Annotated in this window: 14 protein-coding genes; 11 read left to right on the top strand and 3 right to left on the bottom strand. The window is 54.7% G+C overall.

Annotated features, from left to right (window positions below):
• Positions 1 to 33 precede the first annotated feature (33 nt).
• The 5 genes from rpoD (at position 34) to ACR1UW_RS13350 (ending at position 4,196) form a co-directional block, all read left to right on the top strand.
• On the top strand, positions 34 to 1,164 hold the full coding sequence (rpoD, locus tag ACR1UW_RS13370; protein WP_050367560.1) for an RNA polymerase sigma factor RpoD: 1,131 nt from the start codon (positions 34 to 36) through the stop codon (positions 1,162 to 1,164).
• A gap of 75 nt (positions 1,165 to 1,239) precedes the next feature.
• On the top strand, positions 1,240 to 1,758 hold the full coding sequence (locus ACR1UW_RS13365) for a hypothetical protein (protein WP_050367559.1): 519 nt from the start codon (positions 1,240 to 1,242) through the stop codon (positions 1,756 to 1,758).
• Positions 1,759 to 1,866: 108 nt separating this feature from the next.
• A complete protein-coding gene (gene cccA, locus ACR1UW_RS13360) occupies positions 1,867 to 2,229 on the top strand; it encodes a cytochrome c550 (RefSeq protein WP_050367558.1) in 363 nt (120 codons plus the stop codon).
• Positions 2,230 to 2,373: 144 nt separating this feature from the next.
• Positions 2,374 to 3,078: a tRNA (adenine(22)-N(1))-methyltransferase gene (locus ACR1UW_RS13355; RefSeq protein WP_033007937.1), complete on the top strand. Its 705-nt coding sequence runs from the start codon at positions 2,374 to 2,376 to the stop codon at positions 3,076 to 3,078.
• Complete coding sequence (locus tag ACR1UW_RS13350) at positions 3,075 to 4,196, top strand: Nif3-like dinuclear metal center hexameric protein (RefSeq protein ID WP_033007938.1); 1,122 nt, start codon at positions 3,075 to 3,077, stop codon at positions 4,194 to 4,196. The genes ACR1UW_RS13355 and ACR1UW_RS13350 overlap by 4 nt, the downstream gene beginning before the upstream one ends.
• 79 nt (positions 4,197 to 4,275) lie before the next feature.
• Here the strand turns inward: ACR1UW_RS13350 and ACR1UW_RS13345 are convergent, their stop codons facing one another.
• The gene (locus ACR1UW_RS13345) at positions 4,276 to 5,226 is read right to left on the bottom strand and encodes a 4-hydroxy-3-methylbut-2-enyl diphosphate reductase (RefSeq protein ID WP_044743145.1); all 951 of its coding nucleotides are present in this window, start codon (positions 5,224 to 5,226) and stop codon (positions 4,276 to 4,278) included.
• Positions 5,227 to 5,349: 123 nt separating this feature from the next.
• Positions 5,350 to 5,898 (bottom strand): VrrA/YqfQ family protein, encoded by a 549-nt coding sequence (vrrA, locus tag ACR1UW_RS13340; RefSeq protein WP_289643047.1) that lies wholly within the window; start codon positions 5,896 to 5,898, stop codon positions 5,350 to 5,352.
• A gap of 175 nt (positions 5,899 to 6,073) precedes the next feature.
• Here vrrA and ACR1UW_RS13335 point away from each other — a divergent pair, with 175 nt between their 5' ends.
• A complete protein-coding gene (locus ACR1UW_RS13335; RefSeq protein WP_033010238.1) occupies positions 6,074 to 7,384 on the top strand; it encodes a DEAD/DEAH box helicase in 1,311 nt (436 codons plus the stop codon).
• Positions 7,385 to 7,421: 37 nt separating this feature from the next.
• The gene (locus tag ACR1UW_RS13330; RefSeq protein ID WP_033014659.1) at positions 7,422 to 8,321 is read left to right on the top strand and encodes a deoxyribonuclease IV; all 900 of its coding nucleotides are present in this window, start codon (positions 7,422 to 7,424) and stop codon (positions 8,319 to 8,321) included.
• Between the two features lie 21 nt (positions 8,322 to 8,342).
• Here ACR1UW_RS13330 and ACR1UW_RS13325 read toward each other — a convergent pair whose 3' ends face one another.
• Entirely contained in the window at positions 8,343 to 8,603 is a 261-nt protein-coding gene (locus ACR1UW_RS13325; RefSeq protein ID WP_047818712.1) for a DUF2624 domain-containing protein, read from the bottom strand.
• A 98-nt stretch (positions 8,604 to 8,701) separates the two neighbouring features.
• Between ACR1UW_RS13325 and ACR1UW_RS13320 the strand changes: the two genes are divergently transcribed.
• The 4 genes from ACR1UW_RS13320 to ACR1UW_RS13305 all read left to right on the top strand — a co-directional run bounded on the left by ACR1UW_RS13320 (position 8,702) and on the right by ACR1UW_RS13305 (position 11,724).
• Positions 8,702 to 9,583 (top strand): YitT family protein, encoded by an 882-nt coding sequence (locus ACR1UW_RS13320; RefSeq protein WP_094238977.1) that lies wholly within the window; start codon positions 8,702 to 8,704, stop codon positions 9,581 to 9,583.
• An 82-nt stretch (positions 9,584 to 9,665) separates the two neighbouring features.
• Positions 9,666 to 10,421, top strand: a complete 756-nt coding sequence (locus tag ACR1UW_RS13315) for a metal ABC transporter ATP-binding protein (RefSeq protein ID WP_498933682.1) — start codon at positions 9,666 to 9,668, stop codon at positions 10,419 to 10,421.
• A gap of 38 nt (positions 10,422 to 10,459) precedes the next feature.
• Positions 10,460 to 11,302, top strand: a complete 843-nt coding sequence (locus tag ACR1UW_RS13310; protein WP_033010233.1) for a metal ABC transporter permease — start codon at positions 10,460 to 10,462, stop codon at positions 11,300 to 11,302.
• Positions 11,299 to 11,724 carry a Fur family transcriptional regulator gene (locus ACR1UW_RS13305; protein ID WP_498933680.1) on the top strand — a complete coding sequence of 142 codons (426 nt, stop codon included), beginning with the start codon at positions 11,299 to 11,301 and terminating at the stop codon, positions 11,722 to 11,724. The genes ACR1UW_RS13310 and ACR1UW_RS13305 overlap by 4 nt, the downstream gene beginning before the upstream one ends.

The following is an 11,724-nucleotide window of genomic DNA, read 5'->3' as shown; positions in this document are numbered from 1 at the left end:
ATGGTGGTATGAGTTTTTAAAGGAGGTAATGAAATGGCCGAAAAACCAGCCCAATCAAAGCAGGCCGAGGCGGCTGCCGGCGAAACGCTGGAGCAGGTGAAAGAGCAGCTCGCTGAGCTCGGCAAGAAGCGCGGCATCCTCACATACGAAGAAATTGCCGAGCGGCTTTCCGGCTTTGATTTGGACTCCGACCAAATGGACGAATATTATGAATACTTGGCTGACCAAGGCATTGAAGTCATCAGCGAATCCGATTTGGAAGCCGATCCGGACATCGATGAGCTGGCCAAGGAGGCGGAATTCGACTTAAATGACTTATCCGTTCCTCCCGGCGTGAAAATCAATGACCCGGTGCGCATGTACTTAAAAGAAATCGGCCGTGTCCCCCTTTTATCAGCGGAAGAAGAAATTGAGCTGGCGAAGCGGATCGAACAAGGCGATGAAGAGGCGAAGCGCCGGCTGACGGAAGCCAACCTCCGCCTCGTCGTCAGCATTGCCAAACGGTATGTCGGCCGCGGCATGCTTTTCCTCGATTTGATCCAGGAAGGGAACATGGGGCTGATCAAGGCGGTTGAAAAGTTTGATTACCGCAAGGGCTACAAGTTCAGCACGTACGCGACGTGGTGGATCCGTCAAGCCATTACGAGGGCGATCGCCGATCAAGCGCGGACGATCCGCATCCCGGTGCATATGGTCGAGACGATCAACAAGCTGATCCGCGTCCAACGGCAGCTGCTCCAAGACCTCGGGCGCGAACCAACGCCGGAAGAAATCGCCGAGGAAATGGATTTGACGCCGGAAAAAGTGCGGGAAATTTTGAAGATCGCCCAAGAGCCGGTGTCGCTCGAGACGCCGATCGGCGAAGAAGACGACTCGCATCTTGGCGACTTCATCGAAGACCAAGAAGCGACGTCGCCATCGGAACACGCCGCTTATGAGCTGTTGAAAGAGCAGCTTGAAGATGTGCTTGATACGCTGACCGACCGCGAAGAGAACGTGCTCCGCCTCCGTTTCGGGCTTGACGACGGCCGGACGCGGACGCTGGAAGAAGTAGGCAAGGTGTTTGGTGTGACGCGCGAACGCATTCGCCAAATCGAAGCCAAAGCGTTGCGCAAGCTGCGCCACCCGAGCCGCAGCAAACGGCTGAAAGACTTTTTGGAATGACCGTTCGTTCCATAGTTTACTTCTTCGGAAGTAAACTATTTTTTTCTTCTTCTTTTGGCGAAAGGTGGAATGCAAATGAACCGGAGACGGCGGGAAACGATTATCCGAGAAATCGAGTATTGGAAACGTTCGCGCCTCCTGCCAGAGCATTATTGCAATTATTTGCTCGCGCTTTATACCGAGGGCGATGCTTCCCTGAGCCCGCGCCGCCCGTTGCGCAGCCGGCTGGAGGCCAGCCTTTGTTTATTGTTGCCAGCTGCCGCCCTTGCCATTTATTTTACTGAATTGTCATTCGTTTTGCAAACACTCCTTTGTGCCCTTTTTTTCGCTGTTTGCCTGTTTTTTTGCTGGCGGTGGCGGAACGAACGACAACTTCTTCACTTTCCGCTCATCGGAAGCGCTTGGATTTTGCTCGTGGCATCCATGTTGGAGGTTGACCGCTTTTTCCAGGGGCAAGCGGGTGCGCTAGCCGCTGCCGTGATCGGAAACTGTGTTCTCTGGTTTGTAGTCGGCCGTCTGCTTCGCCTTCGCTACTTTTCGCTCGCCGCTGTCAGCGGACCGCTGCTTGTAGCCGCCGCCATCTGGTGGCGTTGAGGCGCATTGCAGCCATTTCAGCAACTTAGGGCTTTTCCTTGTCCATTATTTACAGTAAAATAAAGTTGTTTGCAGCGTTCTTCATCATACATAAAGGAGGTAAAAGAGATGAACCGCAATCCGCTCATCCCGTTTTTCATCATCATGGCATTCGGGATTGTGCTGACGTTCGTCTTGTCGTTTAAAGGGCTAGGCGATGCGAAGGAAATGGCCAAAGAGAAAAAAGGCGGCGAAAAAACGGAACAAACGGCTGAATTCAATCCGGAACAGTTTTACCAACAAACGTGTTCTAGCTGCCACGGCCAAAACTATGAAGGCGGCGTCGGCCCGGCATTAAAAGGAGTCGGCGAACGGTTATCGGCGGACCAAATTAAAGATGTCCTGCAAAACGGACGCGGCGGCATGCCGGGCGGGCTTGTGCCGGCTGACAACATCGACGCGATGACGAAATGGCTCGCCGGTTTAAAATAATGGATGGTGAACATCCCTTTGCTTTTGGCAGAGGGATGTTTTGTTTAGTACAATAGAGGCGCGCGACCTTGAGAACAGGAAAGGAGGAAGGAGCGGCCGCCTTCGCCCAGCGGTGGAAGGAAGGCGGGCTGCACCAAAGGAGCCATGAACGAGTTTCGCCTATCAAAGCGGTTGGCAACGGTCGCTTCCTTCATTCCGAAAGGAGCCGTGCTCGCTGACATTGGGTCGGATCATGCGTATTTGCCTTGCTATGCCTGCCTGCACGGGTATGTGTCAAAAGCCATTGCCGGCGAGGTCGCTGACGGCCCGCTTCGCTCCGCGCAGCAACAAGTGGAAAAGACGGGGCTTTCCGACCGTATTTCGGTGCGCAAAGGAGACGGATTGGCTGTCATCGCTCCGGGGGAAGTGGATTGCATCACGATCGCCGGCATGGGCGGCTCCCTTATCACCCGCATTTTGGATGAGGGGAAAGAAAAGCTCGTCGGTGTCCAACGGCTCATTTTGCAGCCGAACATTGGCGCTGAACTGATCCGCCGCTGGCTCTTCGATCATGGGTGGGAGTTGATTGCCGAACGCATACTGAAGGAAGATGGGCAAATTTACGAAGTGCTTGTCGCCGAGCGCGGCGACGCCCGGCGGCCGTACCGCCATCTCGAGGCGGAATTGCTCCTTGGGCCGTTTTTGCGCCGGGAAAACAGCGAGGTGTTCCGCGAAAAATGGCAGCGCGAGCTTCTGCATTGGAAACGGATTATCGCCGATTTGGCGGAGAAAGGGGAAAGCGAGGCGGCTAGGGTGAAAATGCGCGAACTGGAGAAAAAAGTCCAATTGGTAGAGGAGGCGTTGCGATGAGCCGGGTTCCGTACGGTCATGAAGTTATTCAGCTTGTGGAACGGCTTGCCCCGAAACAGCTCGCCATGGAAGGGGACCGGATCGGCCTGCAAATCGGGACGTTGAACAAGCCGGTCCGGAAAGTGATGATCGCCCTCGACGTGCTGGAAGACGTCGTCGCCGAAGCCATCAATCAACGAGTCGATTTGATTATCGCCCATCATCCGCCGCTCTACCGCCCGCTTAAGCAGCTGTTGACGGACGACGGGCACGGGCGGACGATCGCGGCGTGCATCAAGCACGACATCGCTGTGTATGCCGCCCACACGAATTTAGACGTCGCATTTGGCGGGGTCAATGATTGGCTCGCCGAGGCGCTTGGTTTAAGCGAGACGGCGGTGCTCGTGCCAACATATACAGAACCGTTGAAAAAGCTCGTTGTCTACGTGCCGGCGAGTCATGCCGAGGCGGTGCGGGCGGCGTTAGGCGATGCCGGCGCCGGCCATATCGGACGCTACAGCCATTGCACGTTCAACAGCCACGGCATCGGAACGTTTTTGCCGGAAGAAGGAGCGCAGCCGTTTATCGGGGAACAAGGGAAGCTCGAAGAAGTGGAGGAAGTGCGCATTGAGACGATCGTTCCTGCTTCCTTGGAACGGAATGTCATTCAAGCGATGCTGGCTGCCCATCCGTATGAAGAAGTGGCCTATGATCTTTATCCGCTTGACAACGAGGGGCGCCGCTTTGGGCTTGGCCGCATCGGGAGGCTGCCGCAGCCGGTGACGCTGCGCGCCTTCGCCGAACAAGTGAAAACCGCATTTTCCGTTCCGGCCGTGCGCGTCGTCGGCCGGCTCGATGACCTTGTGCAAACCGTCGCCGTACTGGGCGGGGACGGGAACAAGTTTGTCGCTGCTGCCGCCTCGGCTGGAGCGGACGTGTACGTGACCGGCGATGTGTACTACCATACGGCCCATGACGCCCAGGCGCTCGGCTTGCGCCTTGTCGACCCGGGCCATAATGTTGAAAAAGTGATGAAGCAAGGATTAGCCCGCTATTTAATGGCAGAGCTCCGGAAGCGGCAGTGGGAAACGGACGTGATCGCCTCCAGCGTTCATACGGATCCGTTTCAGTTCATCTAAGCGGCAAGCGAAAAAGGCTGTTCCACCAGGCGGTTTTGCCGACTGCGGGACAGCCTTTGTTTATAAACGGGGCGAGCTGTTACTCGTCTTTCTTTGCTTTTACTTTTGGCAAAATTTTGTGCAGCGGCACTTTCCGCTCCCGCTGCCATGTCGCCGGGTCGTTCGGGTCAAATTGCTCGAGGAAGTCGATCACTTCCTTGGTGATCGGCGTTGGGGTCGAAGCGCCGGCGGTGACGGCGACTTTTTTGGCATTTTTTATCCAATTGATGTCGATTTCCGTGACATCCGCGACGCGGTACGCTTTCGTGCCGGCAATTTCTTCCGACACTTGGGCGAGGCGATTGGAGTTGTTGCTGCGCGGGTCGCCGACAACGATCGTCACGTCGGCGTCCTTTGCCTGTTCGGCGACCGCTTCTTGCCGGAGCTGGGTCGCGAGGCAAATTTCTTTATGCATTTCCACGTGCGGGTACTTTTCCTTCACTTTCGCCATAATATCGGCGACGTCCCACTGGCTCATTGTCGTTTGGTTCGTCACCATAAGGCGCTTGTTTTCCAACGCGAGCCGTTCGACATCGTCGACCGTTTCCACAAGGTGAATGCGCTCCGGATTGATGCCGACCGCTCCTTCCGGCTCCGGGTGCCCTTTTTTGCCGATGTAAATGATGTCATAGCCATCCGCGAGCTTTTGTTCGATCAAGCGGTGTGTTTTCGTCACATCCGGGCACGTTGCATCGATCGTGACCAGCCCTTTTTCGAGCGCCCGCTTTTTCACTTCCGGCGATACGCCGTGGGCGGTGAAAATGACCGTGCCGCGGTCGATTTTTTCCAAAATCTCAAGCCGGTTTTCTCCATCGAGTGTAATAATGCCTTCTTCGGCAAACGCATCGGTGACGTGTTTGTTATGGACGATCATTCCAAGAATATAAATGGGCCTTGGCAATGACGGATCCAAAGCCGCATTGCGGGCGATCACCATCGCATCGACAACCCCGTAGCAATATCCGCGCGGGGTGATTTTAATGACTTCCATCGTTTTCCCTCCCTGCCGCCGACCGTGCGGCGGTTGTTCACCTTTCATTATATCGGAGAGCGGAAGGGAAGACAAAGAATAATCGCCCCAAACGGCAACAAGCAGCGCTGGGGCGGAAAATGGCTATATATACAGCTTGGGGGTTGATGGTTTGGGTGCGGCTGGCGTGCGCTTTTCTGCTAGCTCTTCGCGCTTTGGCCGCGGAACGGGGCGTTTCTTGGCCGCCTGCCCTCCTGATTTTCGTTTCTCCTCTTCAGCCGGTGCGCGCTCCGGTTGGGTGGGGTTCTCCTCTTTTTTATCAGCTGGTTTCAGCTCACGAAAAATGCGGATCATCGCCGGAAGATTGCGGATGAGCGGCCCGTACTGCTGCACCATTGGCACAACGTTTTGTGCGATGCCGAGCATTTTTTGCACGTTGTTTAACATGCCGATAAACCCGCTGCCTGTGTTGGCTGTTGTGGCGGCGTTGGCGGCTGTGTTTTGCAATAGCGGCATCCCCCATGGAGATGGGACCGCCGTTGGCGGCTGCCCGCGGGAAAATAAACGGGCTAGCAGGCCGCCTGCGCCGCCGGGGCGAGGGAACGGGGCCGGCATGCGGGCGAACGGGGCGGGCGGGGCACCGATGAATGGAGAAGGCATCATCGGGGGCCGGCTGTATCTCATGGCACTCATGACAGTTGCCTCCTTTCCACTGTGCGGATGAACAATCGTCCTCGTTCATACAATATGCGGGCGAGGCGGGAAAGGTTTTTCCCGCTGCCGTGGTCTTTAGTTGCGGCCGACCTCCGACATTCGCTATAATGGTGAAGCGAATGGAGCGGCTCAGGCAGAAGGGAGTTGTGGTGGAATGACGGAGACGCAGTTTGCCCGTTTTTCGTTTCAACCGTTTGTCATCGAAGCCATTAAGGCGCTTCGTTTTTATAAACCGACGGAAATTCAAGAACGCATCATTCCGGGGGCGTTGCGCGGCGAAAGCATGGTCGGCCAGTCGCAAACCGGGACAGGGAAAACGCATGCCTATTTGTTGCCGATCATCGAAAAGATCGATCCGGAGCGTGCGGAAGTGCAGGCTGTCATCACGGCGCCGACGCGCGAGCTGGCGACGCAAATTTATCATGAGACATTGAAGATTACAAAATTTTGCCCGAAAGACCGCATGATCATCGCCCGCTGTTTCATCGGCGGGACGGATAAGCAAAAAGCGCTCGAGAAATTGACGGTGCAGCCGCACATCGTCATCGGCACGCCGGGGCGCATCAACGATTTCATCCGCGAGCAGGCGCTTGATGTGCATACGGCGCGCACTCTTGTTGTTGATGAGGCCGATTTGATGCTGGATATGGGCTTTCTCGTCGATGTGGACCAAATCGCCGCCCGCATGCCGAAAGAGTTGCAAATGCTTGTGTTTTCGGCGACCATTCCGGAAAAGCTGAAGCCGTTTTTGAAAAAATATATGGAAAATCCAACATTCGTCCAGGTCAAGCCGAGACAGGCGGCAAACGAAAACATCGAGCATGTGCTCATTCCGCTGCGTGGGCGCGAGAAGGCTAGGCTGCTTCATGATGTGCTTGTCAGCTACAACCCGTATTTGGCCATCGTGTTCGTCAACACGAGAAAGATGGCGGATGAAGTCGCCGACCTTCTTGCGGAACAAGGGCTGAAAGTCGGCGTGCTGCACGGCGATTTGACGCCGCGCGAACGAAAAAAAGTGATGAACCAAATCCGCGATCTCGAGTTTCAATACGTGGTCGCCACCGATTTGGCGGCGCGCGGCATCGACATCGAAGGAGTCAGCCATGTTGTCAACTACGAACTGCCGGATGATTTGCAGTTTTACATCCACCGCGCTGGAAGGACGGCGCGCGCCGGCTACAACGGCATTGCGGCGACGATTTACGAGCCGTCCGACCAGGATGCGATCGCCCGCCTGGAGAAAATGGGCATTTCGTTCGTCCACCGCGATCTTGTGCGCGGCGAATGGAAAGAGCTCCCGCCATGGAACCGGCGGAGCAAGCGGGCCGGCGAAAAGAAAGACGAACTCGCGCCGGTGATCGCCAAGCTGAAAAAGGCGAAGAAAGTGAAGCCGGGCTATAAGAAAAAGCTGCGCGCCGAGCTCGAAAAGAAGAAAAAGCGGCTTGGCCGTTTCAAACAATTGTAGTCTTGGCCCGGAATGAAACGAAAAGGGAGAGAAGAGGATGCTAAAAATCGGTTCACACGTGTCGATGAGCGGCAAAAACATGCTGCTCGCCGCCAGTGAGGAAGCCGTTTCCTACGGCGCGAATACGTTTATGATTTACACGGGGGCGCCGCAAAACACAAGGCGCAAGGCGATCGAGGAACTCAATATCGAAGCCGGGCGAAAACATATGGCGGCGCATGGCATTGAGGAGATCGTCGTTCACGCCCCGTACATCATCAACATCGGGAACACGGTCAACCTTGATACGTTTGCGCTTGGCGTTGATTTTTTGCGCGCTGAAATCGAGCGGACAGAAGCGATAGGGGCGAGCCAGCTTGTGCTGCACCCGGGTGCTCATGTCGGTGCCGGGGCGGAGGCGGGGCTCCGGCAAATCATCCGCGGGCTGAATGAAGTGTTGACGCGCGGGCAGACCGTGCAAATCGCGCTTGAGACGATGGCCGGCAAAGGATCGGAATGTGGGCGCACGTTCGAAGAGCTGGCGTACATCATTGATGGCGTCGCCTATAACGACAAGTTGTCCGTCTGTTTTGACACGTGCCATACGCATGACGCCGGCTATGACATTGTCAATGATTTTGACGGCGTGCTTGATGAATTTGACCGCATCATCGGTCTTGAGCGGTTGAAAGTACTGCACATTAACGACAGCAAAAACCCGCGCGGCAGCCGAAAAGACCGCCATGAAAACATCGGGTTCGGCCATATCGGATTTGCTGCGCTCAATTATATCGTCCATCATCCACAACTGGAGGATATTCCAAAAATTTTAGAAACGCCGTATGTCGGTGAGGAGAAAAACAACAAAAAACCACCGTACAAGCATGAAATTGCGATGCTGCGGGCAAAGACCTTTGATGATCGATTGCTTGAGAAAATTGCAGCTGACGAGCAATAAAAAAGGGCGTTCCGCCCTTTTTTACTTTTTTTGCACAAATTGCAAAAACAGTTCGTTCGCTTTTTTGGCGATCTCCGGCGAGGTGATTTTCGCCAGCTCGCGCACCCATTTTTTCCGTTCTTGCGGATCGAAAACGTTGATATCATTCGTCCGGGCCAGATGGAGAATTTTTTTCGCCTGGCTGACGGTAATCGGCAGGCCGTAGTCCCGGCTGTAGGCCGCCAATTCCTCTGGGGTGATCGTTTTCAACTTTTGCTTGACAAGCTGTTGATAAAAATTCATTGCCACCGCCTCCTTCGTTCTCTTCCATCATATGGCGTGAACAGAAAAGGGGTGTATGATATAATGGAAATGAAAGCAAAGGGAGAAAGGGTGGTAATTTGGCGGCAAAACAGCATAAAAAGGAACCGTTGAACCATGTGTTGTACCGGGTGGTCATGATCGCCATCGGCGCGGCATTGGCTGCCTTCGCGATCGAGCGGCTGCTTGTTCCGAATAAAATGATCGATGGCGGCATTATCGGTGTTTCGCTCATCCTCGATTACTTGATCCCAGATGAATGGCGGCTGCTCAATTTTGCCACGCTTGTCATCCTCTTAAACGCCCCGTTTATGTATTTCGGCTACAAGCACATCGGCAAAACGTTTATGTTGTCGACGATTTTAGGCGTCGTCATTCTCGGAGCCGCTGAACGGGCATTTCATCATTTTTCCCCGCTGACGGCCGAGCCGATTTTGGCAACGGTGTTTGGTGGTTTGGCGCTTGGGCTTGGCGTCGGGTTGGTCATTCGCCATGGTGGGTCGCTCGATGGGACGGAAATTTTAGGAATTTTGTTGACGAAAAAAATCCCGTTTTCCGTCGGGGAGTTCGTCATGTTTGTCAACGTCTTTATTTTCGGCTGGGCGGCGTTTGTGCTCGGGGTCGAGGCGGCGATGTATTCGGTCATGACGTACTATATTGCTTCCAAGACGATCGACGCAGTCATCGAAGGGCTTGATGAGACGCGGGCCGCTTTTATTGTCACTGATTATTATGCGGAGATTTCGGACGCCATTTTGCACCGCCTCGGCCGCGGAACGACGAAATTGATCGGCAAAGGCGGCTACACCGATGAAGAAAAAGAAATTATTTATGCGGTCGTCACGCGCTTGGAAGTGACAAAACTAAAATCGATCGTCAATGAAATCGACCCGGATGCGTTCATCACCATTATGCCGACGCATGAAGTGCGCGGCGCCCGCTTTAAATCAGCGATTCATTGAGGTTTACAAAACGCGGATGGCGGAGTATACTTGCATAGTGAAGCAAATCAGAATGATTCTGAATTAGCAAGGGAGAACCGCCATGGAGAGTGGGCTTGTTTTGCAAATTGAGGATGTGTCGTTCCGCTATGAAAACGAGAACGTGCTTGAGCATGTTAGTTTAACGGTGCCGAAAGGAGCATTTTTAGGATTGGTCGGCCCGAACGGCTCGGGAAAATCGACGCTGCTGAAATGCGTGCTCGGTTTGCTCAAGCCGTCGCATGGCCGCATTTTGTTGTTCGGTGAACCGGTTGAATCGTTCCGGGCATGGCATCGAATCGGCTTTGTATCGCAAAAAGCCAACAGTTTTAACCGCGGTTTCCCGGCGACGGTTGAGGAAGTGGCGGCGAGCGGATTGACGGCGAAACGCGGCTTGTTCCGCCTGTTGACGAAAGAAGACCGGCGGGCGGTCACGGCGGCGCTTGAGGCTGTTGGGCTGAGCGAGTTGGCGAAGCGCAATATCGGCGAGCTGTCCGGCGGCCAGCAGCAGCGGGTGTTTATCGCCCGGGCGTTGGCGAGCCAACCGGATTTGCTCATTTTAGACGAGCCGACGGTCGGCGTGGATGCCCGCCATGTGCACGAGTTTTATGAGCTGCTTGGCAATTTGAACCGCCGCGGTTTGACGCTTATCTTAGTGACGCACGACATCGGGACGATTACGGAGCGGGTCACCCATATCGCCTGTTTGAACAGACGCCTCTATTTCCATGGAAAAGCGGAGGAGTTTGAACAGCTTGGCGACGAAGCCATTTCGCAGTTTTACGGGCATCCGCTTCACGTTCTCTCCCACGAGCACTAGAGGGGCCATATAAACGATTGACGTTGGAGGAATGACACGTGTGGGAAGCCTTATGGCAGTACGAGTTTTTGCGCAACGCCTTCTGGGCCGGGGTATTGACCGGATTTGCCGCGCCGCTGCTTGGCGTGTTTATCGTTGTTCGGCGGCTCTCGCTCATCGCGGATGCGTTGAGCCATGTCACGCTTGCCGGCATTGCCGCCGGGCTGCTGCTCGGGAAGTCCGTGCCGGCGGCAGCCGGATGGAACCCACTGTACATCGGCATGGGCTTTTCCGTCATCGGCTCGCTGTTTATCGAAAAGCTGCGTGCTGTGTACCGGCATTATGAGGAGCTTGCCATTCCGATCATTTTATCGGCCGGCATCGGCTTAAGTGTGATTTTGATTTCAGCGGCCAACGGATTTACAACTGATTTGTTTTCGTACTTGTTCGGCAGCGTGAGCGCTGTCAGCCGCTCTGATGTCGGAACGGCGCTCGGCGTCGCGATTGTTGCTGCCGCCGTCATTTTCGCTTTTTACAAGGAATTGTTTCTTCTCTCGTTTGATGAGGAATATGCCCGCGTCTCCGGCGTCCGCGCCAAGCTCATTCATTTTTTGTTTATCGTGCTTGTCGCTCTCGTCATCGCGGCGTCGATGCGCATCGTTGGCGTGCTGCTCGTTTCTTCGCTCATGACGCTGCCGGTGGCCGCGAGCATCCGCATCGCCAAAAGCTTTAAACAAGCCATCGCATATTCCGTTTTCTTCGGGGAGCTTTCCGTCATCGTCGGCTTGCTGGCGGCATACGAACTCGATTGGGCGCCGGGCGGAACGATTGTCATGATGGCCGTGGCCATTTTGCTTCTCGTATTAGGATGGAAAAAATGGAGAAGGGGGCGGTCGCGATGAACGTCGGCGAAGCGTTGCAGTTAATGAAGGAAAAAGGGTTTAAATATACGGAAAAACGGAAACAAATGCTCGAGCTGTTTGCCGGCCGCGACAAATATTTGACGGCAAAAGAAGTGCTTGAGGCGCTTCGTCCCGCTTATCCGGGCTTAAGCGTTGACACGGTGTACCGCAATTTGTCGCTCTTTGCTGCGCTCGGCATTTTGGAGATGACCGAGTTGTCAGGAGAGAAACGGTTTCGGTTCGCCTGCGACGCCCGCCGCCATCACCATCATTTCATTTGCACCGAGTGCGGGAAAACAAAAGAAATCGATATATGTCCAATGGACAGGCTGGCCACGCAGCTTGACGGCTACGAAATCGCCGACCATAAATTTGAAATTTACGGAACATGTCCGCAATGCCAAAAACATCTCCCGATATAA

The sequence above is a fragment of the Geobacillus lituanicus genome, from assembly GCF_050994965.1.
In the GTDB taxonomy this organism is placed as follows: Bacteria; Bacillota; Bacilli; order Bacillales; family Anoxybacillaceae; genus Geobacillus; species Geobacillus stearothermophilus.
This window is presented reverse-complemented; position numbering and strand designations above follow the sequence as displayed.

What these genes read in the sequence shown, in the direction of transcription:
- rpoD (WP_050367560.1), top strand. Translation starts at nt 34, where the DNA reads ATGGCCGAAAAACCAGCCCAATCAAAGCAGGCCGAGGCGGCTGCCGGC.
- ACR1UW_RS13365 (WP_050367559.1), top strand. Translation starts at nt 1,240, where the DNA reads ATGAACCGGAGACGGCGGGAAACGATTATCCGAGAAATCGAGTATTGG.
- cccA (WP_050367558.1), top strand. Translation starts at nt 1,867, where the DNA reads ATGAACCGCAATCCGCTCATCCCGTTTTTCATCATCATGGCATTCGGG.
- ACR1UW_RS13355 (WP_033007937.1), top strand. Translation starts at nt 2,374, where the DNA reads ATGAACGAGTTTCGCCTATCAAAGCGGTTGGCAACGGTCGCTTCCTTC.
- ACR1UW_RS13350 (WP_033007938.1), top strand. Translation starts at nt 3,075, where the DNA reads ATGAGCCGGGTTCCGTACGGTCATGAAGTTATTCAGCTTGTGGAACGG.
- ACR1UW_RS13345 (WP_044743145.1), bottom strand. Translation starts at nt 5,226, where the DNA reads ATGGAAGTCATTAAAATCACCCCGCGCGGATATTGCTACGGGGTTGTC.
- vrrA (WP_289643047.1), bottom strand. Translation starts at nt 5,898, where the DNA reads ATGAGTGCCATGAGATACAGCCGGCCCCCGATGATGCCTTCTCCATTC.
- ACR1UW_RS13335 (WP_033010238.1), top strand. Translation starts at nt 6,074, where the DNA reads ATGACGGAGACGCAGTTTGCCCGTTTTTCGTTTCAACCGTTTGTCATC.
- ACR1UW_RS13330 (WP_033014659.1), top strand. Translation starts at nt 7,422, where the DNA reads ATGCTAAAAATCGGTTCACACGTGTCGATGAGCGGCAAAAACATGCTG.
- ACR1UW_RS13325 (WP_047818712.1), bottom strand. Translation starts at nt 8,603, where the DNA reads ATGAATTTTTATCAACAGCTTGTCAAGCAAAAGTTGAAAACGATCACC.
- ACR1UW_RS13315 (WP_498933682.1), top strand. Translation starts at nt 9,666, where the DNA reads ATGGAGAGTGGGCTTGTTTTGCAAATTGAGGATGTGTCGTTCCGCTAT.
- ACR1UW_RS13305 (WP_498933680.1), top strand. Translation starts at nt 11,299, where the DNA reads ATGAACGTCGGCGAAGCGTTGCAGTTAATGAAGGAAAAAGGGTTTAAA.